The organism is Paenibacillus sp. GCM10027627 (assembly GCF_042675505.1).
In the GTDB taxonomy this organism is placed as follows: domain Bacteria; phylum Bacillota; class Bacilli; order Paenibacillales; family Paenibacillaceae; genus Pristimantibacillus.
Genome location: NZ_JBHTHB010000001.1, coordinates 277421 through 301108, shown reverse-complemented (window position 1 = coordinate 301108; position 23688 = coordinate 277421). Strand labels below are relative to the sequence as shown.

Genomic DNA, 23688 nt, shown 5'->3' with positions numbered 1-23688 from the left:
CTCGCTAACCGCGAAGCTTAGTGATCTCCGTGATTTCCTTTGGACGGATTCGTAATGGCGAATCCTTCTTCCGGCACATAGAAATAGTCTATGCGGATGCCGTCGAGAAATTCATTGTCCTTCTCCAAAATGACATCGATTTCTTTGTCCGTCGAAACGACGATATCTTTATCCGTCGGATCATCGACCCCCATGCCGTAATGCGCATGATCGCCATGAGAATGTGTAACGTAAACACGAAGCAGCTTTCCTTCGTTTTCAGGCTTGTCCAGTTCCAGCTTTATCATTTTCGCCGCGTTGCGGGAAATTTTGCATTTCATGTCTATCCAGCTCCTTCTAACTTGCCCTCTGGGCAATCATCATTACCTAATATTATACTTCTTACTCATCCTCCGGGCAAACCATTCCGACAAAATCATAGTCACGGCAATGTCATCCAAAGGAATAAAAGGAAGCGCATCAGGCAAAACCCAATACAACAACACGGGAATCGCAAACAGCAGTTTGTACCCCACCGGCACGTCCTTTGACTTCAGCAAGCGAAAAATAAGAGTAAACGTCGATCTCCAATGATTTAAAGTAAGCAGCTTTCGCATGCCTGTCCCCCCTTTTGCCCTTCGTTTTTCGCCTAGTATAGCATAGCGACCTCCTAACTCCTACTAGGCCTAAGTCCGGCATCGCGAGAAAAAAGCCGCTCCGGCAGCTACAGCCGAAGCGACTCTACAAGCAGCGGCCGCAGCTCCGCATAAATCGATTCAAACCCGCTCATTGGAAGCGGATTTTCCCCATAGCCGGCCTCCACCGTAAACCCGGGTCTCCGGTACCGATGGATAAACCAATCTTTGAAGCCCGCGTCGCTGCCGCTGAGCTTAACGGGGGCGTAGCCGCTGGCATTGGCTAGACGGCGTGCCAAAGCTTCCGCTTCCGGGGGCTCGAACTCCCGGTAATTCCAATAAATTTCCCGTCCCTGCGTATGCAGCGCGACGACCGTATGGAAATTTAGCCGATCTGTAAAAGCGGCAATAGCAGCCGCTTCCGGTTCGCTAAGCGGATACGGTCCCGGATAATCGCGCGGAGCAGGGCCGCCCACTCCCCTCCGCTTGCACTCCTCCTCCCAAAAGGCAGGAAACTGATCGTTTAAATCGATGCCGCGAACGTTGGCCTTCCACCCCGTAAAGTCGGTCAGTCCGCCGTTCCATGACAAAAGCTCGCGGTACAGCGGATGCGACTTGTCCGCGCCATTTTGCGCCAGCTCCACGCCATCCGGATTGACCATCGGCACCCCCCATAACGTAGTTTCCGCGCATAAGCGGGATACGTTCTCTCCGCCAAGCTCTCCACCAGTCGAATAAGCTTCCGACAGCTCCCCTAAAAACTTCATAAGCAGAGCGGACGTTATCCATTCGTTGGCGTGAAAAGAAGCGTTGATTTGAACCCGTTTGGGACCTCTCCCGCAGCGCAACGCTATAAGCGGCTTGCCAAGCACGCTGCGCCCGATTTCATGAGCTGTAATGGAAGATTGGCTCGCGACAAGCCTTTTGCAATCCTCCATCATGCAGCTGAAGCTGTAGTTTCCGTTTCCATTCAAATGGAGTCAGTCTCCCCTCCGCAGCCTTCTTCTTGCCATCATATGCGGAAACAAGCTTATCCTATTAAGGTTATCTGTTCGTGGCCGCCGACATGGCCCATCCCAAACAAAACAGCCCGGCTCTCATGGAGCCGGACTGCATCGACTTGGTTCCCAACCGGGGGGAATGGAATCCGTTTAAACAATTTTAGGTACTTGCCATACGACCGGCGTCAAATCAATTTGCTCGCCAAGCCATTGCTGTGCGATCATTTTGAACATTTGCGGTTCTCCGCTGCAAAAAAACTGATGAACCGGCACCTGATCGTTTCTCGCCAGCTTGCGCTTGTCTTGAAGAATTGTACTGATTTCGCGCGCCGTCTCGTCGGCGGAGCTAATGAGGTTCACTTCGCTGCCCATTACTTCCGAAATCGTTTCCGTTAAAAATGGATAATGCGTGCAGCCCAAGATCAGACAATCGATCGGATAACTGCGCATATGCGAAATGGAATCGCGTACGACTTCGTACGTTTCATTGGAACGGAAATTGCCCTTTTCCACTAGCGGAACAAATTTCGGGCATGCCTCGCTAACGATCTGTACATGAGGGGACAACTCCCTGAGCGCTTGCTCATAAGCTCCGCTTTTGATCGTTCCATCAGTACCTATGACACCGATATATCCCGTTGCCGTTTTGCCAATGGCCGCTCGCGCGCCGGGATTAATGACGCCCACTACGGGAATCGCCACTCGGGAGCGAATATCGGCCAGCGCAACCGCAGTAGCGGTATTGCAAGCAATGACGATCATTTTGGGTTGAAACTGTATGAGATAATCGACAATTTCTCTCGTAAAACGAATAACCTCTTCAGCCGTTCTAGGACCATATGGGGTACGTGCCGTATCTCCGAAATAAATAATTTTTTCACGCGGCAGTTGGCGCATGACTTCCTTAACGACCGTAAGGCCGCCTACGCCGGAATCTAGTATCGCTATCGGTTGCTGCACAAACACACCGCTTTCTTAAACAAGATGATTGGATTCGAGCCCGTAACAAAATAACATATGTTTAGCGGTTCGAAAACGTACCTACATCTTATCGTAAAAGGGGACAAGGTTCAAGAACACCCGCTGCTTCCTTCGGCGAAGAATCGTTCGCGAGCCTCCCGCGAGCCGGCTCTTCGCCGCCCTCCTGCACATTACGGGCGATCAAGCTCGCTTTCCGATTCGCATGATTCGCAATCCGCTTCCTCTTCTGTATCTAGTTCCGCTAATTCCGCTTCAAAGTCGGAGCCGAATTCCTCTTCGGCGAACTCAGCCGTACTTGCCGCCGAAGTCGATACTCCGGAAATGGTGGCTATAGCGGCGGTTTCATTCGCTTCCCCTTTTCTAATTCCTCTAACTGTATTTAACACATTTCCTGCCGCCTGCTTGCTTAAATCAGCAATATGAAGCGCCCCATCCCCAAATTCTTTGGCAATACGTCCCGTCGTTTCCCCTACCCGGTTTGCCGCTTTAATCGTGGAATCGCCTACTTTTTGCGCTCCTGCCGCAATATCTTGACGCAGCTCCTTGCCGGGCTTTGGTGCGAGCAGCAATGCTGTAATGGAGCCGATTACACCTCCGGCCAGCGCTCCAAGCCAAAAACCTTTTGTTCCTTTTCCAGTTGACATCGTTAGTCGCTCCTTTCGATATTAGAGTACCCTTCGTCTCGGCTCGTTGATTCAAAGTTCATGCGAAATGAGGTTATCCGGCTGCCGCCTCACTTTCCTGCTTGCCTCGATTGCCAAAGCTGCCAAGCGGTCAGGCCAATTTCCGCCCATTCTGCCGCCTCGCTCACCCCGCGCTTTGCGGCTATGCGCTCGGAATGCTTCATTGCTGCCTCTGACCAAGTTTCAGTAATTTGCCGGGCAGCCGATGCCGCTATCGTCGCCGCGTCTCCGATTTCTCCTGCGGCAAGAATCAATCCTTCCGCAGATTTCATCGCCCGCTGCGCCGTTTTGGCCGATTCCTCCAGCGGCAGCATAACGGCGCCGATTTCCTCGCAAAGTTTGCGAATATCCTCCTGAACGGCTTCCGCCGCCGCTTGCGCCCGTTCGAGCTTTACAAGCACGGCTCTGGCTGATATTAACAATCCGGCAACGAAAACGACAAAAGCTACGGAAGCGACAACCGCGCTCCATTCCGCCATTCTGAACTCCTCCTCACCGTGCAAGTTCCCGGTTGATCTTCAAGCTCCGCGAACTAGACGAATGCCTACTAAGTAATGACAGTATAAGCAGCATGGGCTTGACTTGACACAAGGCCGGAAATAAAAAAAGAAGAACGTCAGCTTTAAGCCGCGTTCTCCTTCTCTGAACCGAAGTTCTATAATTCTTTCTCCAAATAAAGCTCAACAGCCGCCTTATAAGCCGGCAGCAGCTCAATTAAGGCAACAGCAAGCGGATGAAGCTCGCTTCGCGGCCAATCGTAATACTCTTGCACAAGCGGCCTCCGCAGTTTAACAAGCTCAGTTAACGGAGCAAGCAGATCGCTAGGAAAAACGCCTTCCCCGCCCGTAATTTCAATGATATCCTCATAACTGCTCGCATCTCGCATAATAAAACCATCGATCAGATAGCTGCCGACATCCGTCACGATTTCAATGGCCAGATGCAGCGCCCTCTCTTGGGCTAGCCCTTGAATGAATTCGCCGCTCCAGTCCGACGCAAGCAAGCGAAGCGTATTTGCAAGCTCGGGAATGGCATTTAGTCTGACAGCAATTTGTTCTTGATTTACATAATACATTTCTCGTCCCTGCTTTCGGCTTTACTTCTTGCGTTTTGCCTTGCGTTTCAGCCAAGCCACCATCACAATGCTGCTAATGATAACGACCAGCAAATAAGTCAACATCTCGTATACGTCTCTCATTTCGGACATACGCTATACCCCTGCCCTTCAGCTTTCGAAGTCTACGCTGGCCGAAGCATCGCGCGCTTCCTGCATATGCTCGATCACTTTTTTATGTACGGGATGCACTTGATACGCTTCAAGTCCGGCCATGGAATCAAATTTGGTAATAAGAACAATGTCGTAAGAACGTTCAGAACGAAGCACGTCCACGCCGACCTCAATAAATTTCAATTCATCGATTTTGCCTTCCATATCTCGGAGCACCGCAGCAGTACGCTCAATACTCTCTTCACTGCGGTCTTTTAGCTTAAAACAAACGATATGCGTAATCATCACTAAAGCCTCCTACATGAGATTCGTCCTTTTGTCACATCATAACTTAAGAAAACACATTACGCCATAACATGGTCTTTTTTATGCTTAGCATTCCTGCATGGTTTGCGGATATGTTGTCGACATCCATCAAGTCAGCGTAATGCTTCTATATGCGTTAAAATAACTCGATTTGAAAAAAGGAGCCAATCGGCTCCTTTTCCTCAACCATGTACGTATTATGCCGCTTCGATAACCAGCTTCGCTTTCATCGTCTGGTGGCCTTGACCGCATGGGATCGAACAATATATGACGTATTCGCCCGGCTCTGTAAACTCAAGCTCTGTTTGCGGCGTGTCATTGTCCAGAGAAACGTTCAATTCATCGATTTTGATGCCATGAATGCCGCTTTTGTTTTCCAGCTTCATGATGACCTTGTCGCCCACCTTAGCTGTAAACACTTCTTCATTAAACGTAAAATCGTTCGATGCTACAACCTTCATTAGCGAGACGCCTTCCGGCAATCCTGCAGTTTCGTCTTTCGGCTTCTCGGGCAGGTTGAATGTGAGCAAATACAAGCCCAGCAACGACGCCGCTGTGAAGACGATAAACATAACCCATTTGTGCATTGCAACGTGCTCCCCTTTGCGATCGAAATGTCTACTTCTTATATTACCTAAGTTCGTCCGCTGTTCTCAACCTTAAATTGCACAAAGAGGAAAAGTTTTTTTCTCTTTTTGACAAAACCATGAACAATTTCAACATTATCTGGACAAATAACTTTTTAACGTTTGTTCCGCTTCTTCCTTAATCCCGCCCCATACCGTTAAAAATTGATGATGATAGCCGCGGCACACATAACTCGCCCGCATACCGTCGGTCTCCTGCTTTTCTTCATACACTTTAATTCCAAGTTTGCGAAACTGTCCCCGCAAATGAACTAAATCGAGCAATACCCGATCTTGCACGCCGCGCAAAAACGTTTCATAAAACCGTGGAAATTTGATGCCCGATCCGCCAATAATCCGAATATCGTGATCCAAAATGCGAGTGACAATGCCAAGCAGCACATATCGCTTCACTAGCGAAAGCTCGTTCTCCCTTTGAACAGGCAAAGGCGAAGCTGTGCGGACTCCGCCTTGCGTCTCTCTTTCATCTACAGCCATCTGCCCGCCTCCAAGCGACCGAATTAATAAGAACACTTGTTCCCATTATATCCAATCCCAGCTCTTTCATGCAAGTGAAAATTCCCTCCCATCCGGCAGGGCTTCTCTTTCCCGGCTGTTATTTCTCTTTCAGCACCTCAATCATTTTCCGGACTGTTTCCGGCAGCGGCAGCCCCAATCGTCCGTAATTTTCCGTAATGGAAATCAGCTCGTTCGCGATATAAAAAAAAATGGCCGCTCCCATCGTTACGCTGTCAGTGCCAAGTAAAATATCAATCCGGTGAGCCAGCAAAATGACGAGCAGCACAAGCCCTTTTTTGGCCAGTCCCCATGAGCCGAACGAGCTGCTGAGCCCCTTTCCTTCCTTAAGCGAAGCGGCTACCCCCGACACGTAGTCCACTCCCATGGCGACAAGCAGAAAGGTGAGCGACTCTTCCCACTTGCCGAAAGCGAATGTAATCATGGAACCAAAAACGCCTGTGAGTGAACAAACCCATACCATTGGCATAACCAGCCACCCCATTTCTTAATGAACTAGTACATTCCATTATATGCGGCAGCAAAAAAGGTTGTCCCTCAACTTGCCTGCTTTCACGAACGGCTTCCAAAAAAAGGCTCATTTCCAGTCAGCACGCCATAAAAAAGGAACCCTCGCCTTATAAGCGGGATTCCTTTTGCTCGCCGAACACGCTGCTTCGGTTGCGCCCCTCTTCCTTCGACCGGTAAAGCGCTTTGTCCGCTTTTCCGATCAAGCTTCCTGCTTCACCCTCGCCACCTTCGTGCAAGGCTATTCCGATCGAGAAGTGAATGCTTTCCCCGACTGGACTTTCCGCTGCTGCCAGATTCAGCCTCAGCTTCTCCGCCATGGCCATCGCTTGCCGCTGATCCGCGTATTTGGCCAGAACGCCAAATTCCTCTCCTCCGAACCGGAAGCAAAGATCCCCATCCCGCATAGCGGACTGCAAATGAGCCGCTACGAACCGCAGCACTTCGTCCCCGGCCAGATGCCCGTAGCTGTCGTTCACCTTTTTAAAGTAATCGATGTCTAGCAAAATGAGCGCGAATGCATCGCCTCTCCCGAGCCATTCGCCGATGCAGCGGTCAAACGCTCTGCGGTTCGCTATGCCGGTCAGCCCGTCCGTTTGCGCTTCCCAACTCCAGGCCCGAATCCGGTTGCCTAGACTAATGTGAAGCTGTCTCACTTCGTAAATCCATGAGCTTGGCGGCGGAAGCTTCGAGATGCCCAGCGTCCCCCCGCCGCTGTTTCGCTCCGAAAAAGAGGCAAGCGCATAGAGCGGACGGGAAATGGTCAGCGATAGGAGCAGCGACACGATCCAAACGAGCAAAAACAGCGGAAGCGTATGAATGAGCATGCTTTGAACAAGATGGTCAAGCGGGCCTTTCAAAATCGAGACCGGCGTTTGCGAAACGATGATCCACCCCGTTACAGGCTCAAATGCGTATCCCGCAAAAAAAGAATCGCCGTTTCGTTTCGTAACCCGCTGCGACCCGCTTATTCCTTGCATCCCTTTAATGACGACTTCGTTGTCCACTTCTTTATGGATTCTTGTCTGATTGGGATGAATCAACAGCTTTCCTTCACTGTTAGCGACATATAGGTAAGAATCGTCGCCGTAAAAATGTTCATTCAGAAGCCGGCTTAAAGCGTTGCTTTCGTCCAAGTTGATGATCGCTGCCGCATAGCCCCCATACCGCCCGCTTCTATCGACAATCGGCACAGTTAAAATAATAAAATCATGCCCCGCTTCGGTAAACGGGCCTGATACTAACGGAGCCCGCTCAAAACCGGACGTTTGCCCGATTTCCGACGTCGCCTGCTGGCCAATTCTCGATTTGACCCTATCCGGACTTGCGGAGACGACCTGAAAAGATTCATCCACCACAAACAAGGAATTGAAATTATGCCGGTTGGCCTTCAGCCACACGTCCAGCTCGGCCTCGCTAAGCTCTTCTCGCCCATACCGTGCGGCGATTTCGGCAAGCGTATCCTCCATAAAACCAACGATTTCCGAGACATTGGTCGCTACTTTTTTGGCATATTGATAATTGCTGTTCAAATAACTTTCCGTTAACGCCTCCTTGTTTTCCTTCCAGGCATAGAGACTGCCTATTGCCGCAGTAATCAAAACCGCGCCCGATACGAGAAAAAAGAGGAGTGTACTCAGTTTAAATCCTTTGCGCATCATTTTTTTGTCAGCGTGCATGGAACCACCTTCTCTTGATGAAGAAACAAATGTACGGGAACGAAGGTATTGGCAGCAGGCAAAGGCCCCCTGAAGAGCAATACTTTATCCTACTAAAATAATCGGCTGCTACGCAAATAATCTTTAATATGAAAAAGGCCGCCCCGGTGGGCAGCCTTCACTTTGCTTGCTGTTATTTCGATTCGCCATGCAAATAATTGAAAAACGGAACGTCTACCCAAAACGTGTAGGGCTGAATGACAGCATTCGGATCAATTGCCTTTAACCCTTTGACCACTCTTGCGGAATCTTCATTCAAGGAGAACGGATGAACCGTATAGGTGCTGTCCGGATCGATGATGAGGTTGTTTGTAATGACCTTATAACCCTTTAATTCCGTTGCGGAAAAATAAAGCGGCTGCCACCAGGAGCCGGCAATGAGCCCGGCCTGATTTTCTTCGTTCTTTTTGGCATAGGCGAAAATAATGTCTTGGAAAGCTTCCTTATCCCGTGCCGTAAAAAACTCGAATTCCAAATCGTATTCTTTAGAATAAACGATATAATTGCCGTTTTTGATCTTTACGGCATTTGGTCCAGGGTCGCCCCATTCCGGCAAATGAACGTAAGCCGACGTCTTAGGCTCAAATTGCACTTTGGCGTTAAGTCCTTCGCTGCGCAGCAGGCCGATTAATTGAATAGCATGCGTCAAGTCGGAATGGCCGTACGTAAGCGCGAGCGAATCGACAAAGCCCGATTCATAACGGGTATCCTTCAAATTGTAGCCCGTAATCAACTTCTGCTCCAACGCTTCGTTGACTAAAGACTGAAGCTTCGGCGCCTGAATCACATCCGATGTCGCATAAGCCTGATTCAGCTTGGCGATAAGATCGGCGTCGGTTAAATAACCGATATAATTTTTATAAAGCCCTTTCGTCTCCAGCACTTTGCCAAGCAGCACTTCGGCAAGCTCTTCGCTTGTGTTCCCCTTCGCTTTAAAGCCACTGTAAAAATTGGACGGAAGCAAGCCTGTATCAACCGCCGCAGCAAGCTCTTGAGCGACTCCCGTTCCAAGTCCCGAGCTTGAAATGCCAAGTCGTTGGAGCGCCTTGTTTACTTTGGCAGCCGGATATGTATAAGCCAGCTCCTCCAAATCCGCCGCTCTTACCGCAATGGAGATGGCAACCGCATTCGTTAGCGGCCCTTCGCCTTGGACCGACGGTCCTTTAATAATCCCTTTGTCGTACAAAGCAGCTGACGGCTTGAACAGCTCGTCTCCTGCCTTAACGTCGGTAAAACTGGCTTTGCTGTCTTTTGCCGGCTCATAATTCAACACGCCCGCAACAGCCTCGATATATTCGCCTTTTGTAATATCGCCGCTCAGGTCGACGTCATGTTTATCCTTTAAAAACAAGCTGTATTCCGCCGCTCCGTCCCCTTGAGGCGCAAGGTAGCCGGGTGCAGCCTGCACGGCAGGCTGTACGAATAGAAGCGTAGATGCCGCAAGCAGCGCAACCGCCCATTTGCCGCCAGTACGTTTGATCGTTGTTGTCATGAACAGTCCTCCTCGAGTGATGTTTAATTCCTATGTATCCAATCGGAATTAATGGTTTTAGTGATTATAGCAACCTCTGAGGAAATCTGTCAATGAAAAAATAAGCATGTTTTTCCAAACCGCCGCTACTCCATCTCCCGGTAGCTTTCCTCATCCGCCAAACTTTGAATCTCGTCCGATGTGATGGTCATGCAGCGGTAATCGCTGCTGCTTGCCTTCCGCTCCGCTTTTTCCTTCAAAAATCTAGGACTGCCCATCCCTGCTTCCTCGTCGTAAACAAGCAATATTCCATCCGTTTTCCGCAGCATAAGATCGTCTCGCGCTGTAAACTGCCAGACTCCCTCATAAGGGCCTTTGGTGACGGAGGCGTAAAAATCGACGCCATGCAGCAGCTCATTGAAGTAGGCCTGCTTATCTTCCTTCCAGCCTTCATGCGGATTGCTGAACGCCGTCAAAATGGACAGTTTGAGCGCAGGGTATTTCTTCTTTAGCTCAATGACCGCTTCGCATGCCCATAGATCGACGCCGTATTGCCCCGGAGTAATGACCCATTCCAGCCCCTCCTCCAAAAGAGGAACAAGCCGGTTTTGGATCGCCTTTTGAATAAACCGGATGCCCTTGTGCTTCTGGCTGAAAATATTGAGTTCATGCGCGCGGTACCCCGTTACCAAAACGTTTTTCATCTGCAACAACGCCTTTGCGTTTAATCGTTTATTGGAACTGTGCTTTCAACCTAGATAGTCTCTCTATCATTAGATTATCGGTTATCGACTTTTTCCGGATACATATCGTGGTTCATCAAACGGTGTTCCGCCATCGTTTCATATTTGGTGCCCGGACGGCCCCAGTTGCAATAAGGATCGATGGAGATGCCGCCGCGAGGCGTAAATTTGCCCCAAACTTCAATATAGCGCGGGTCCATCAGTTTGATTAAATCATTCATGATGACGTTCATGCAATCCTCGTGAAAATCGCCATGATTGCGGAAGCTGAACAAATAAAGCTTGAGAGACTTGCTCTCCACCATGCGGATGTCGGGGATATAGGAAATGTAAATGGTCGCAAAATCCGGCTGCCCCGTAATGGGACATAAACTTGTAAATTCCGGGCAATTAAATTTAACAAAATAATCGCGTCCAGGGTGTTTGTTCTCGAAGGATTCCAGCACCTCAGGCGCATAATGAAAGGGATACTTAGTCCCTTGATTGCCGAGCAGCGTAATGCCGCCCAGTTCTTCTTTGTTTCTGCCTTCCATCGTCGTCGCACATCCTATCTTTTATTTTAAATCATACCGGCGTTCCATGAACTGCCGAATTTCGTCTATGTTAAACACCTTTTTTGTTGCCCCAAACAAAAGTATGAAGCTGCGGCAGCACAAACACGCTTCGAAGCGCGTCGTCAGCCATCGTCGCTCCGATCAGCCAATCATACCGCTCTACTAAATAAGGAAGCATGACCCCCGGATCCGTTTCCGCCAAATTGCCGTTGCCCGCCTGCAAATAAAACGGCACACCGGCATAGCGTTCATGCACCCTTTTCCCGTAGGCTAAATCGTCCTCGTCGAATACAACCGTCTTGAGGCAAAAGCTCTTCCCCGCTTCGCGCAGCTTTGCGACAATGCTGTCCAGCTCATCCCAGTCCGTCCCCATCCCGGAGCTTGGCGGTTTGGGGGATAGCGTTAAATCGTCAATTTCGGTAAACCAGTGCTGCCAGCGGCTGCCTTGCGTCTCCAATGCCACTCTCATCCCTCGCTCCTGCAGACCGGAAATGAGTTCATCAAGCTGTGGAAGAAGGGCGGGATTGCCCCCGGAAATAGTCACATGGTCAAAAGCGGTGCCGCCGATTCGCGCCAGCTCTTCCATCACTTCATCCGCCGTCATAAGTTTCATCTCATCTTTCCCCGTACCGTCCCAAGTAAAGGCGGAGTCGCACCAAGAGCATTTGTAATCGCAGCCGGCCGTTCGGACAAACATCGTTTTGCGGCCAACGACCATCCCTTCGCCCTGAACCGTCGGTCCAAACACTTCCATGACAGGTATCCGTCTAACGTTAGCCATGACCGACCGCCTTCCGCTTAGGGCGGTAAACGCAATAGCTCGTTGGCGTCTCGCGGAGAAACACTTGAAGGCACTGCGGGCTGTTGGAAGTTTCGTCCAAATGCTGCTGAACGAGCTCGCAAATGGTGCGAGCCACCGCTTCTGTAGTCGGAAAGCGACTCGGTTCTTTGTCGTCGAAGCACTCCGTATCTTCGTTCAATACAGAGTGGTCGAAACGACCGTGAATCAGTCGCTTGATGGTGGCGAAGTTGACCAAAAACCCAGACTGATCCAGCTCATCCCCGGCAATCGTTACATTTGCGTAATAGGTATGGCCATGCATAAGGCGGCATTTCCCGGCCTCTTCCGAAGGCACATAATGGGCGGCGGCAAAATGAAAGTCTTTATTCAGCTCGTAGCTGTAATCATGTCCGGGAGAGGGGTAAATTTGCTGAAGCATTACATCAGCGCCCCTTTCGCTTCCCGTGACAGGAGGTAATCCTGCAGTCCTTTGCGGCGCAGCTTGCAAGCCGGGCATTGTCCACAGCCGTCGGCTCTCACGCCGTTGTAGCATGTCAACGTACGTTCCCGTACGAAGTCGAACGCGCCAAGCTGGTCGGCGAGCGCCCAAGTTTCCGCTTTATTCAGCCACATAAGCGGCGTATCCAGCACAAATGGGTAATCCATAGCCAAATTTAATGTGACGTTCAAAGATTTGACGAATACGTCGCGGCAATCGGGATATCCGCTGAAATCCGTTTCGCAAACGCCGGTTACAATATGGCTCGCTCCGATTCCCTTGGCCAGCACAGCGGCAAAAGACAGAAAGAGCAGATTGCGGCCGTCCACAAACGTTGTAGGGGGTTCGCCGTCCTTTTCCTCAATGGCAATCTCGTCTCTGGTCAAGGCGTTTGGCGCCAGCTGGTTCAACAGCGACATATCGAGCACATGATGTTTAATTTGGAGCTCCTTCGCAATATCGGCCGCACAATCCAATTCCAGCTTATGACGCTGGCCGTAATCGAAAGTGACCGCCTCCACCTCGGCAAATCTCTCCTTTGCCCAAAACAGGCAAGTCGTACTGTCTTGGCCGCCGCTAAACACGACAACCGCTTTTTGTTGCTTCAACATTGTGCATTCTCCTCTCCATGTTGAGAAGACGCAGCTCCGCTCCGGCATGCCAAATTGACTAAAGCAGCCTTTAGAAAAAAGAAACGGCGCCCGCAGCTCAGTTATGAGCCGCGGCGCGCCGAACACAAAAACGACGATACCTGAGGGACAGGCCACCGTTTCGTTTTAGTTTTTTATAGAGGGAGTTCGCGAACCTCTCCCGGACGCCGACTTCGAGATCGGCCGTGCGCACCGGATTTGTTTCAGTTGTTCAATCGTACTATAGCATAGCCTTAGACTTATGGGAACAAGATTTAGGTCGACTCCTACAACCCCTTCAGCGCCGTAAGAGTACGGACGGCATGATCCAGCAGGTCAGGGATATCCTCGATTTGCTCCTCGCCGATACGGCGGTGAAAGCCCAGTTCTATCGTATTGCTGTAACCGCCCTCTCCGCTCCCAAACGTTCGGCTTAACGTTTGAACGGGCTTTTGCTCCGGATGCCAGATGTCTTCTATACAGCGTTCTATGCCGGCGCACTCATCCTCGTTTAAAACCGTCAAAATAAATCGCAGCGCAAGCTTGCTGCCATGCGTTCCTTCTTCTTGCTCCAAAATTTCGGCCGCCAGCTCGTTAAGCGTAGCGCTTAGCACAAGCTCAGCCTTGACACGGCTATCTCCAGCCAGCCTAAAGCCTAGAGCAAGCTCCCTGGACATAACCGCCATATCCAAAATGTCCCTGCGGCCAGTAATTTCAATGATTCCGTCCAAATTGTCCAAGTCGTAAAGGTTGTTTTCGAAGGCCACTTTCAAGTTGTCAAACACAGTCGGATGAAACATTCCTCTCCCCCTTTCGGATGACTTCCATTTTAATGGAGAGAGCCTTAGGATACAAATGCAAAACCGAAGTTTGCGTTAAAGCCCTCTATTTCCGTATACTGATAAGTAGACGAACAATGCTAGATGCTCTAATTTAGTAGAGGTGACCAAGTGGATAACTTAAAACAGGCATACGAAACGATGGGGCTGACGGAAGCGGCTCCGAAAGAAGAAGTAGAAAAACGCTATATGACGCTTATGAGGCGCGAGCGCTCCCGCTCAATGGGCGGCCAGAGCCAAAACAACTCCTCCCCGGACGGAGTCGAAGTCGATTTTGCACAAATTACTACGGCATACAAGCTCATTCTAGCCCATGAAGACGGAAAGATTACGCAAGCCTTTAACGAGCGCGAATACGGAAAATATAAGGGAATGGCGGACAAAGCGCAAAAGCTGGATCACTTTTGGCGTTATTATAAGTTTCATACGCTAGGCGCCATCGCGCTTGTTGCGCTTTTGATCTACGGAATTACAAGTTATGTTGACTACCGCGAGGAGCAAAAATATTTGGCCAGCCTCCCGCCTATCGATTTGAGCGTCGGTTTTATGGGGACGTTTATGGAAGATGAAGACAATGGTATAAACGCACTGAACGACGCCATGCTGAAATCATTTCCCGACTGGAAGCGGCTGGAGTCTTCCATCGTTTTTGTACCCCAGGAACAGATGAACCGGTATGCCTATTTGCAAAAAGCGCTTGTCACCATGATTTCCGAAAAACCCGACATCTACTTGATGGACCGCTATATGTTTGAATGGATCGGAAATCAAGGCGCTCTCACGAAGCTGAACGAAATACCGGAGCTCGCGTCCGCAGTTCAAGGTCCAAACTCGCTAAAGCTGACAGTGGAAGAAGTCGGCATCGAAGGAAGCGGCACAGAAGCCGTATACGGTTTCGATCTGGGCAAATCGCAATTGTTTAAACAATTGCCTATGGCTTCGGCGGGCGAGCTCATTGTCGGCATTCGCAGCGATGCGGCCCATCCCGAAAAGGCCATTCAATTTATTGAAACTTTTTTAAAAACAGTTCCGCAATAATTCGATCCGCCGCTGCTCTCGCAGCACGAACGCAGCAAAAAGCTCCCTTGGCTCATTTAGCCACAGGGAGCTTTTTTGCTGCAAGTAATACCGCCGCTAGTCCGCTACATTCCCATTAAGGCACAAGCAGCCAAAGCGCAGGAACATTGCTCGGCTCCCAACCTGTCAGGGAAGTATGGGTCTGACGGCACTTATACACAAGACCGTTGTAGTACACGAGCGTATTGGCCGCATACGAGGTGTTTGGAGCCCATAGCTGGACTGGAGGCGGAGCCGCCGTTGTCCCTTGAACCGTGCTTGGCCCAGATTGATTTTGCGCGGCATCGAAAGCATAGACCGTAAACGTATACGTTGTGCTCGGAGTTAGCCCCGAAGCTGTAAAGGACAACGTATTTTCAGTCGTAGTCGCGATTAGCGTGGATCCTTGATAAATTTTATAGCCCGTAACTCCAATATTGTCTGTAGATGGCGACCACATAATTTGAATGGAGGTTGAGGTCGGCGTACCCATCACATGAAGTCCGCCAGGAGCGCTTGGCGGGTCAATATCGATAATAGGAGGCAACGTTGTCGCATTTACGACAGCGCTTGGCGTAGACACATTGCCCGCTGCGTCAACGGCGACGACATGATACGGATACGTGCTCGCAGGCGATAAGCCAGTAGCCGTGTAAGAAAGCGTGGCTCCGGATACCGTTCCGACCAGCGTCGTGCCGCTGTAAATCCGGTACTGATTCACTCCGACATTGTCCGACGAAGCCCCCCAAGACAAGGAAGCGCTTGCGCTCGTCGTTCCCGTTACCGTAAGCGCAGAAGGCGCGGTAGGTGCAATAGGATCGGGCGGTCCTGTGAAATTCACGTCAATGACGTTATAAAATGCGTTGGCCGTATCCGCAATTTCCCAAACGGCGAGAATCACTTGATACCCCGTTCTGGAAGGAACGTTGCACGTATCCGAATACGTAAACGGCGGACGCACTCCTCCGTAATTGACCGTGCAGAACGGAGTCAAGTCGAAGGAGTCGCGAGTGAGCGCGGCATCCGGGTTCCAGTTCTGCTTCGTAATATAATACTTCCAGCTTGTTGTGGCATGCGCCGCCGTCAGCTTCCAGTTAAACGTAACCGTGCCGCTGGAAATGTTCACTTTGGTCCATCTCGTTGCAAACTGTTGATCGAGCAGTGGAAACGCGCCGTTCGCGCTTGCAATTTTGCCGTCGGCTGGTCCAGCTGCAGGAAACCCTTTTAACGCTTCCAAGCTTTGGGGCTCGTAAATGATTGCACCGCAGTTCGTATTTTGGCCGAGCTTGCACAAGTACGCTCTGCTTGAAGGCCCTTCCACGTAACCGTGCGCGGAAGCCTTATCCGCAATAATGAGAGAGCATACGAGAGCTAAAGCCGCAAATCCCAGGAACCATAACCACTTAGTTAAACTTGTCCCATTCAAACGTTGTGCATTCGCCATAAACTTACCTCCTTAAGGGATTAGTTGTACCTAACAATCGTACAAAATCCTACGCTTAATAGAGTGCCTGCAACTCCTTTCCATCATATTTATATAAACGCAAAAATGATGCGCTCATATACGACGGGATGGTAAATTCGAGCTTGAGGACAGTTTATTGAAGAAGCCGTCTTTTGGTGTGGACATGTTGAAGAGTAAAACGAAAATGAGGAAAATATCAGTTAAGAAGGAAATCGACAGACGGTAGCAGTGGGCTGAATGCGGGAATGGTAGAAAGAATAAGAGGAGGAAGAAATGCGGCGACTAAAAATTAATACCGCTTTCAATAGAGGTTTTATGGGAAATTATTGATAAAAATGAAACGTTTTCTTGGATTTCGACTATAGATTATCATGACTAAATGGTCTTGTAAAGCAAAAGATAGACAACCTCCTCTCCCCTATCGTCCGCTCTAAAAAAATATTGTTAACCACAGCGCAAAAGATATGGTTAACCTTCTATTTTTCATGTTACATTAGCTGTAGTTCCCTATAAGAGAGGCGGATTCCATATCTATGTACCGTAATTTAAATTTATCGGTCAAGTTAATTTTTATGTTAAGTCTAGTGCTGGTCATTGTATTCGGCCTATATGGAACCATCAATCTAAACACCTTAAAAAAAACGAGCATAGAAAAAGCGGAAATCGAAGCCCACAGCGCTGGGAAAGCTTATGCTGAGCTCATCTCCAGCACTATGCACGGCTACGAATCAACCTTGACGACGATGTCCGAAACGCTGCTTAGCGCAAGACATAAAATGAACCGGGAAGACGCTACTCTTTTGCTTGAAAGCGTGTTGGAGGAAAATTCAAGCGCTTACGGCATGTTCACTCTATGGGAGCCAAACGCCTTTGACGAAAAGGATGCGGAATACGCGGGGAGCAGCGGCGACCCTACCGGGCGCTTCAATGCCTATGTGCTGCGCGAAGGAAACATGATCAAACGGGACCGTCTCGTTCAATATGATAAAGAAGGTACAGGGGATTATTACCTGATCGCCAAAAAAACATTAAGAATGCAGTATATGGAGCCCATGCTTTATGACGATGGCGTAAACAAAATTATGAAGTCGACTATTGTAATGCCTATTTTGGATGATTCGGGCCAATTGCTTGGCATTGTCGGCTTTTTCTTGACGCTGGACAGCCTTCAGGAAGCGGCCGCGGAATATAAGCCACTAGGCGGCTACGTCGCCTTAATTACGGAATCCGGCACGTATTTGTCCAACCCGACCGACCCCGATTCCATCGGGCTGCCTTTTGGCGACAACCCGGAAAAGCTGGTCCTTTGGCAAAAACTGATCGACGAGAAGCAAATGGACGGTTATACGCTCAATTCCAAAGGAAAACGGGTGATGCGGACGTTTGATGCCATCAATTTGCCGGGATCGGAGCAAGTTTGGTATGCCCAAACAGCGGTAGAGGAAAGCCGCATTCTGGAAGACTATGCAAGCAGCAGACAAGCTACTCTTGCATTGACAGCGATTGCAATGGTTCTTCTGGGCGTTGTCGTTTATTTTATGGTGCGGCAAATGATCGTTAAGCCCGTTCAATCGCTGATGGGCGTCATGAAGCAAATGGCTGGTGGCGATTTAACAGGGCAGCTGAGAATACGCTCCAATGACGAAATCGGGCAAATGAGCGGTGCCTATAACTCCATGTCCGTTAAGCTTAGAGAGATGTTCAAGCTCGTATCGGAACTTGCCGTTGCCGTAGGAAAAACGTCGCAGCAGCTAACGGCGGGCTCCTCCGAGGCCAGCAAAGCATCCAAAAAAATAGCGGAGTCCATCCGGCTTGTCGCCAGCGGGGCGGAATCTCAAAACCGGACTTCCGAGGATACATCCCAGGCCATTCAGGAAATGGCGAGCGGCGTCATGAGCATCTCGGAATCAAGCGCAGATGCAACGGCCTCAGCGGAGCAGGTTGCTATCCAAACGAGACAAGGAAACGAGCGGATACAGGAAGCAGTGGAAAAGATGGGTTCCATCCACCGCACCGCTGCAAATACCGAAACCGCTCTGCACCAGCTTATGGTCAAATCGGAAGATATCGAAGAAGCGATCGCACTTATTGCGCAAATTAGCGTACAAACGAACTTGCTTGCTCTAAACGCCGCAATTGAAGCCTCTAGAGCCGGAGAACACGGAAGAGGCTTTGCCGTTGTGGCGAGCGAAATTAGAAAGCTTGCCGAAATTGCCAAAACGTCCACAGCAAAGATTGCAACCGTTTTGCAAGAAATTCAAACCGACACGAGACGGGTAGAAACCGCCTTAAAAAAAGGGGTCGGCGAAATCGCCGTCGGCGTGTCGCTTGTCGGTGAAGGCGGCATGCTGTTTACGTCCATCTTGCGCGAAATGGAGCGAGTCAACGGACAGCTTCAAGCCGTCTCGAGCGCCACCCAGCAAATGACGGCCAGCACAGAGGAAATATCGGCCACCATGATTTATCAATCCGGGCTCGCCGATACGGCCTCCGCCGAATCGGCACGTGTCGCCGGCGCCGCAGCCATACAGCTGGCCACCATGGAACAAATTTCGGAAGCTGCTGCTTCGCTTGATGGTATGGTGCAGGAGCTGCTGGACAATTTGTCACGCTTTAAAATTTAACCGCTTGATCATTTGCAGCTTTACTCTATTCGCACCGTGAAAACCAACTGCTCATTGTTTACAGCACGATCATACTCCGGGTCGGTAAAATCCGGCCCTTTACTTCCAAGTCCATTTCGCTGCCCCCTTTTCTATTGCCCTCTTTTCCCTCCTATTCCTGTCATTAAAAAGTTAACGTTTCCATCCGCCCGCCTTTCTTGACATTGCCCTTCCTATCCCCTAAAATTGATCCCGCCAAGCGATAGACGCAGGCGTCTCATTACCTAAAAAGTGAATTAAATAGCCGGAGGCGATCACATGAATTCTTTTCAATTTCATAATCCTACCCGCATCCTATTTGGCGTGGGTGCCGCAGACCGCATTGGCGAGCATGCTTCGTCTTATGGAAAAACCGTCCTGCTTACGTATGGCGGAGGCAGCATCAAACGTACCGGTCTGTATGACCGAACCGTCAAACAGCTGCAAGAGGCCGGTATTACCGTATATGAACTGCCGGACATCGAGCCAAATCCAAGGCTGACCACCGTCAAAAAAGGAATACAGATTTGCCGCGACAAAAGCGTCGATCTTATTCTCGCCGTAGGCGGCGGAAGCGTCATCGACGCCTCCAAAGCAATTGCCGCAGGCGCTCTTTACGATGGAGACGTTTGGGATTTCTTTACGTATAAAAGCTCGATTCAGGCCGCCTTGCCCATTGGGACGGTGCTCACTTTGGCCGCTACGGGATCAGAGATGAACGGCAATACCGTCGTCACCAACTGGGAAGAGAAGCTGAAACGAGGCAGCGGCAGCTCTCATCTGTTCCCGAAATTTTCGATTCTCGACCCGTCCCTCACTTATACGGTTCCAAGCAACCATACCGTTTACGGCTCGATCGACATCATGTCCCATGTTTTCGAGCAATATTTCAGCCTGACGGAAAACACGCCGCTGCAGGAAAGATTTTGCGAATCGATTTTGCAAACGGTCGTTGAAAATGTAGAGCCGGCGCTTGCCGACCCGAACGATGCCGCAGCCCGCGCAAACTTAATGTGGTGCGGCACGATGGCGCTGAACGGCGGGCAAATCAGTCTTGGCATGGAAAATGATTGGGCGACTCACGGCATCGAGCATGAAGTCAGCGCCATCTACGATATTCCGCACGGGGCGGGACTTGCCGTCATTTACCCCAATTGGATGCGCTATGTTTACAAAGAAAGAATCGACCGGTTCGCACAATTCGCAGTTCGCGTATGGGGAATCGATCCTTCCGGCAAATCGGACGACGAAGTTGCCCTAGCTGGCATTGAGGCGACACGCGATTTCTTCAACCGGATTGGAGCAGAATCCAGACTTGCCGAGTTTGGCATTGGCGAGGAAAATCTGGACCGGATGGCGGAAGAAGCGGTACGTTACGGTGCCATCGGATCATTTAAAGAGCTGAAAAAAGAGGATGTCCGCGAAATATTGCGAATGTCTCTATAGATGCATAATAGAGAGGAGCAGAAACGATGACAAAAGCATTAACCGAAAGCACTGTGCTTAGCAATGGAATTCATATGCCTTGGTTCGGGCTTGGCGTATGGCAAGTTAAAAATGATGGCGAAGCGGAAAATACGGTACGGACAGCGCTTGAGGAAGGCTACCGCAGTATCGATACGGCTGCCATCTACCAAAATGAAACGGGCGTCGGCGCGGGAATTCGCGCCAGCGGCATCGCTCGTGAACAAATTTTTGTTACGACGAAAATTTGGAATGCCGATCAAGGCTATGAATCGTCGCTTGCCGCTTTCGAAGGGAGCCTTGCGAAGCTGGAAACCGATTATGTCGACCTGCTGCTCATCCACTGGCCTGTCAAAGAGAAATACAAAGAGACTTGGCGCGCGCTTGAGAAAATATACAGCGACGGCAAAGCTCGCGCTATTGGAGTAAGCAATTTTCAAATTCACCATCTCCAAGATTTGATCGCAACAAGCGAAATCGTTCCAATGGTGAACCAAGTGGAATACCATCCTCTGCTCACCCAGGAGGATCTGCTTTCCTTCTGCCGGGACAACGGCATTCAGCTAATGGCATGGAGTCCGCTCATGCAAGGAAATTTGGACAATCGCTTGTTGGCCGAAATCGGAGCGAAATACGGAAAATCTCCTGCTCAAGTGGTCCTTCGTTGGGATTTGCACAATGGCGTCGTCACCATTCCAAAATCGACGAACGCTGCCCGGATTAAAGAAAATGCGGCCATTTTCGATTTTGCGCTGACGGATGATGAAATTGCCCAAATTTCGGCGCTTAACGAGAATCGCCGGTTTGGTCCGGACCCCGACAACTTCAACTTTTAAATTGCCTGTTCAAAAACGTTGCAACACTATAAAGGCGGCCCGGAGCCTGTTGGCTCTTGGGTCGCCCTTTTTTGCAAAGTTGACCTCCGCATATATTATAATCATTCATATTTTCCAGTTATTTACTTCATAAAAATTTCACACTCTGCAAATGATTTGCTATTGTTGGCAAACAAGCTTGCGACCCGGAACCGCATTCCATCGTCTATTGTGTATGTCCATATTTTTTCAGAAAAGATAAAGAATATGCGACAAAGGAATCCCGGCCTTGTTTGTCGAAGAATATGCAGAAGTCTTTTCGCAAAGGGGGAGTGCCATGAATATGAAATCAAAAGCCCGTCTGGCTGGTCTCATTGACAGCCCGGAATGGACAAAGGAGATGGAAAACTATCGTACATTATTAGAACGCGAGGCGTCCCTGCCTCTACCGGGTGAAATGCTTATGGCCTATGCCAAAGAACTGCCCGACAAAGAGAAGCTGGCGATAGCGCTAGCTCTGGAATTCCCTTTTGCCAAAAGAGAGTTGCGGAAATGGCCTGACATGCTGTTTGTCAAAATGCTTCGCACCGCCCTGCAGCAATCCCAAAGGGATGCGGCAATCAAACGGCGCCTTACGTATGCCATCCTCGTTACGCTCACAACCCCTATCGACGAGTCACTATCTATGGAAACGCTATTGGAGGAGCATGATGAACGCATCCGGTCTAGCGGTTATTGGCTCCACTACTGGTCCTTTTTCTTCCATCAAGACAAAGCGCAAAACAATGAATTATGGCTTAAGGAGATCAAACGTTTGGAAAGCTTAAAATCCCATAACGCCAAAGAGCCTTTGCCGCGTTCCCCGTCTTCCGAACCGTCCGGCAGCATGCCCGAATTAATGGAACCCGATAAATTCGAGAAAAAATTGAAATTGATTGAGGGACTGTACAAAAAAGAAAGCTCGGCTAGACAGCGTCTGGAACATGAACTCGCTCAAAAGGACAAGCTGCTGCGAATGAAGACGAAAGAGCTGGAACAATTCGAGAACGAGCTGGATCGTTTGCGGGAAGAAGTGGATCAATCAGATGCAAAGGCGGATCAGGCGGAACAAGCAAGGCAAGCCCGTGAGCGCAGATGGAAGCTGGAGCAGGCAAGCTGGCTTGAGGAGCGCAACTCCTTTATGGAGCATATGCGTTCGCTTAACGTCCAGGTGAGTCAGCTGGAGCGCAAAACCGAGCAGCAAAAAAAGGAATTGGATATGCAGGAAAAAAACAAAACGAACTTGCGGCAAGAAATCGGAGATATGAAAAATCAGCTGTTCAGCACCGATTTAATGGCATCGAAATTGACTGAAAGCGTAGAGCTGGAAGTGGCCGAGATGAGCCAAACGATGACATTGGCAAGAGCAAGCTCAAGCAGAGCCGGGTCTGGCCATGAATTTGCCGTCACTCGCGCTCGCATCCGCAAGGCGCTCGACTTGCTTGATGCGCTGGAACATTACCGACAAGACGACGCTGAGCTTATACCGGGGGCAGCGCCCGTTGTTGCTTATTCAAACGCCGGAGCACATGCCGATTCTTCTTACGACGCCATGCAGACGGCAAAGCAGCTGCCCGATCTCCCTCTTCCAAACGCAGCTCCCGATGCTGCCTCACGTCTGGACACCGAACCTTCGGCTCCGGCATTATACGGAACTTTTTACCGTCGGGATCACGGGGGATACATCAAGCTTGAGAACGGCGAAACCTTCAACATTACAGAGTCGCTTGTTCATCATCACGAGCTTCAGCATGAGGCGGAACTGCTGTGCACTCCCGCAGGAAAGCAGCAGCCTGGTAAACCGTTTATTTACGACTTGCAGCTTCTTTTCCAAGGCGACGACGCCTTCTCCCCCGTTCAGCAATTGGATGGCTATATCGAGATGGGTGACGGCCCCTTATGGTTTTGCGTAGATATGAACGATTCCACCCAGCGTTACCAAGTGCATCACAAAGATGTGGAAATTCAGAAGCCGTCACACGGCGATCCTTGCAGCTTTAATGTGTTTGAAGGCGGCCATATAGCGCGAATTACGAAGCTTTACCGGCTTCAAGGCAACGAAGCCAAAACGCTTGCGGACAAAAACGTCCATCCTGCACAATTGGATACGGCATCGCAAAAAAGAAGCAAAGAAAAACGGAGCGCCGCCCTGCCGAAAACAAGGATGCAGCCCTTTTTGCAAAACTGCGTCATTACGATCGTTGGCGGACTTCGCAAATGGTTCGAAGACGTTGTCATGGAAAGCGGCGCCGAATTGGCGCATGACAGCGGAGACCATCCTGAACGAATAACGGCTGATCTTCGCCGGTCGCAAGCACTCTTTTTACTTATTTCCTCCACCTCCCACCGCGCTACATGGGAAGGAATTGATATCGCAAAGGCACACGGAATCCCTCATTTTATTATTCAAGGGTCCAAATCCAACCTGAGATCGCTGCTATGGGAAAACCGGGAACTGATTTTAAAAGCGAACCGGTAGACGGGCCAAAA

The 23688-nt window shown here is 50.0% G+C and carries 25 protein-coding genes and 1 riboswitch; of the genes, 5 read left to right on the top strand and 20 right to left on the bottom strand.

Going from position 1 to position 23688, the window contains the following annotated elements:
* Positions 1–17: 17 nt before the first annotated feature.
* The 19 genes from ACFQZE_RS01330 to ACFQZE_RS01240 form a co-directional block, all read right to left on the bottom strand.
* The gene (locus ACFQZE_RS01330) at positions 18–320 is read right to left on the bottom strand and encodes an iron-sulfur cluster assembly accessory protein (RefSeq protein ID WP_379352857.1); all 303 of its coding nucleotides are present in this window, start codon (positions 318–320) and stop codon (positions 18–20) included.
* A gap of 42 nt (positions 321–362) precedes the next feature.
* Positions 363–596: a hypothetical protein gene (locus ACFQZE_RS01325; RefSeq protein ID WP_379352855.1), complete on the bottom strand. Its 234-nt coding sequence runs from the start codon at positions 594–596 to the stop codon at positions 363–365.
* 107 nt (positions 597–703) lie between these two features.
* On the bottom strand, positions 704–1588 hold the full coding sequence (locus tag ACFQZE_RS01320; RefSeq protein ID WP_379352853.1) for a M14 family metallopeptidase: 885 nt from the start codon (positions 1586–1588) through the stop codon (positions 704–706).
* Positions 1589–1765: 177 nt separating this feature from the next.
* A complete protein-coding gene (gene racE, locus ACFQZE_RS01315) occupies positions 1766–2575 on the bottom strand; it encodes a glutamate racemase (protein ID WP_379352850.1) in 810 nt (269 codons plus the stop codon).
* Positions 2576–2766: 191 nt separating this feature from the next.
* Positions 2767–3240, bottom strand: a complete 474-nt coding sequence (locus ACFQZE_RS01310; RefSeq protein WP_379352848.1) for a YtxH domain-containing protein — start codon at positions 3238–3240, stop codon at positions 2767–2769.
* Between the two features lie 89 nt (positions 3241–3329).
* Entirely contained in the window at positions 3330–3758 is a 429-nt protein-coding gene (locus ACFQZE_RS01305) for a hypothetical protein (protein ID WP_379352846.1), read from the bottom strand.
* A gap of 176 nt (positions 3759–3934) precedes the next feature.
* Positions 3935–4354, bottom strand: a complete 420-nt coding sequence (locus tag ACFQZE_RS01300) for a DUF86 domain-containing protein (protein WP_379352844.1) — start codon at positions 4352–4354, stop codon at positions 3935–3937.
* A gap of 150 nt (positions 4355–4504) precedes the next feature.
* Positions 4505–4792 (bottom strand): Dabb family protein, encoded by a 288-nt coding sequence (locus ACFQZE_RS01295; RefSeq protein ID WP_379352842.1) that lies wholly within the window; start codon positions 4790–4792, stop codon positions 4505–4507.
* A 218-nt stretch (positions 4793–5010) separates the two neighbouring features.
* Entirely contained in the window at positions 5011–5400 is a 390-nt protein-coding gene (locus tag ACFQZE_RS01290) for a cupredoxin domain-containing protein (RefSeq protein WP_379352840.1), read from the bottom strand.
* 135 nt (positions 5401–5535) lie between these two features.
* Positions 5536–5937: a YhjD family protein gene (locus tag ACFQZE_RS01285; RefSeq protein WP_379352838.1), complete on the bottom strand. Its 402-nt coding sequence runs from the start codon at positions 5935–5937 to the stop codon at positions 5536–5538.
* 118 nt (positions 5938–6055) lie between these two features.
* Complete coding sequence (locus ACFQZE_RS01280) at positions 6056–6445, bottom strand: phage holin family protein (RefSeq protein WP_379352836.1); 390 nt, start codon at positions 6443–6445, stop codon at positions 6056–6058.
* 148 nt (positions 6446–6593) lie between these two features.
* Complete coding sequence (locus ACFQZE_RS01275; RefSeq protein WP_379352834.1) at positions 6594–8162, bottom strand: sensor domain-containing diguanylate cyclase; 1569 nt, start codon at positions 8160–8162, stop codon at positions 6594–6596.
* Between the two features lie 172 nt (positions 8163–8334).
* Positions 8335–9693: a hypothetical protein gene (locus tag ACFQZE_RS01270; protein ID WP_379352832.1), complete on the bottom strand. Its 1359-nt coding sequence runs from the start codon at positions 9691–9693 to the stop codon at positions 8335–8337.
* A 125-nt stretch (positions 9694–9818) separates the two neighbouring features.
* Complete coding sequence (locus tag ACFQZE_RS01265) at positions 9819–10376, bottom strand: SLOG family protein (RefSeq protein ID WP_379352830.1); 558 nt, start codon at positions 10374–10376, stop codon at positions 9819–9821.
* A 74-nt stretch (positions 10377–10450) separates the two neighbouring features.
* Positions 10451–10948, bottom strand: a complete 498-nt coding sequence (gene queF / locus ACFQZE_RS01260) for a preQ(1) synthase (RefSeq protein WP_379352828.1) — start codon at positions 10946–10948, stop codon at positions 10451–10453.
* A 70-nt stretch (positions 10949–11018) separates the two neighbouring features.
* Entirely contained in the window at positions 11019–11750 is a 732-nt protein-coding gene (gene queE / locus ACFQZE_RS01255; RefSeq protein WP_379352825.1) for a 7-carboxy-7-deazaguanine synthase QueE, read from the bottom strand.
* On the bottom strand, positions 11743–12189 hold the full coding sequence (locus ACFQZE_RS01250) for a 6-carboxytetrahydropterin synthase (protein WP_379352823.1): 447 nt from the start codon (positions 12187–12189) through the stop codon (positions 11743–11745). The genes queE and ACFQZE_RS01250 overlap by 8 nt, the downstream gene beginning before the upstream one ends.
* Positions 12189–12857, bottom strand: a complete 669-nt coding sequence (queC, locus tag ACFQZE_RS01245; RefSeq protein WP_379355445.1) for a 7-cyano-7-deazaguanine synthase QueC — start codon at positions 12855–12857, stop codon at positions 12189–12191. Before queC ends, ACFQZE_RS01250 begins: the two co-directional genes overlap by 1 nt.
* Positions 12858–13019: 162 nt before the next feature.
* Positions 13020–13063: riboswitch (PreQ1 riboswitch) on the bottom strand.
* A 102-nt stretch (positions 13064–13165) separates the two neighbouring features.
* On the bottom strand, positions 13166–13678 hold the full coding sequence (locus tag ACFQZE_RS01240) for a hypothetical protein (RefSeq protein WP_379352821.1): 513 nt from the start codon (positions 13676–13678) through the stop codon (positions 13166–13168).
* A gap of 150 nt (positions 13679–13828) precedes the next feature.
* Here ACFQZE_RS01240 and ACFQZE_RS01235 point away from each other — a divergent pair, with 150 nt between their 5' ends.
* Complete coding sequence (locus ACFQZE_RS01235; RefSeq protein WP_379352819.1) at positions 13829–14755, top strand: J domain-containing protein; 927 nt, start codon at positions 13829–13831, stop codon at positions 14753–14755.
* Between the two features lie 115 nt (positions 14756–14870).
* Here the strand turns inward: ACFQZE_RS01235 and ACFQZE_RS01230 are convergent, their stop codons facing one another.
* A complete protein-coding gene (locus tag ACFQZE_RS01230; protein WP_379352817.1) occupies positions 14871–16217 on the bottom strand; it encodes a lytic polysaccharide monooxygenase in 1347 nt (448 codons plus the stop codon).
* A gap of 554 nt (positions 16218–16771) precedes the next feature.
* Here ACFQZE_RS01230 and ACFQZE_RS01225 point away from each other — a divergent pair.
* The 4 genes from ACFQZE_RS01225 to ACFQZE_RS01210 all read left to right on the top strand — a co-directional run bounded on the left by ACFQZE_RS01225 (position 16772) and on the right by ACFQZE_RS01210 (position 23677).
* Positions 16772–18862, top strand: a complete 2091-nt coding sequence (locus ACFQZE_RS01225) for a methyl-accepting chemotaxis protein (protein ID WP_379352815.1) — start codon at positions 16772–16774, stop codon at positions 18860–18862.
* 297 nt (positions 18863–19159) lie between these two features.
* Positions 19160–20326 carry an iron-containing alcohol dehydrogenase gene (locus ACFQZE_RS01220; RefSeq protein ID WP_379352813.1) on the top strand — a complete coding sequence of 389 codons (1167 nt, stop codon included), beginning with the start codon at positions 19160–19162 and terminating at the stop codon, positions 20324–20326.
* 26 nt (positions 20327–20352) lie between these two features.
* Positions 20353–21180: an aldo/keto reductase gene (locus ACFQZE_RS01215; RefSeq protein ID WP_379352811.1), complete on the top strand. Its 828-nt coding sequence runs from the start codon at positions 20353–20355 to the stop codon at positions 21178–21180.
* Between the two features lie 316 nt (positions 21181–21496).
* The gene (locus ACFQZE_RS01210) at positions 21497–23677 is read left to right on the top strand and encodes a hypothetical protein (protein ID WP_379352809.1); all 2181 of its coding nucleotides are present in this window, start codon (positions 21497–21499) and stop codon (positions 23675–23677) included.
* Positions 23678–23688: the final 11 nt, after the last annotated feature.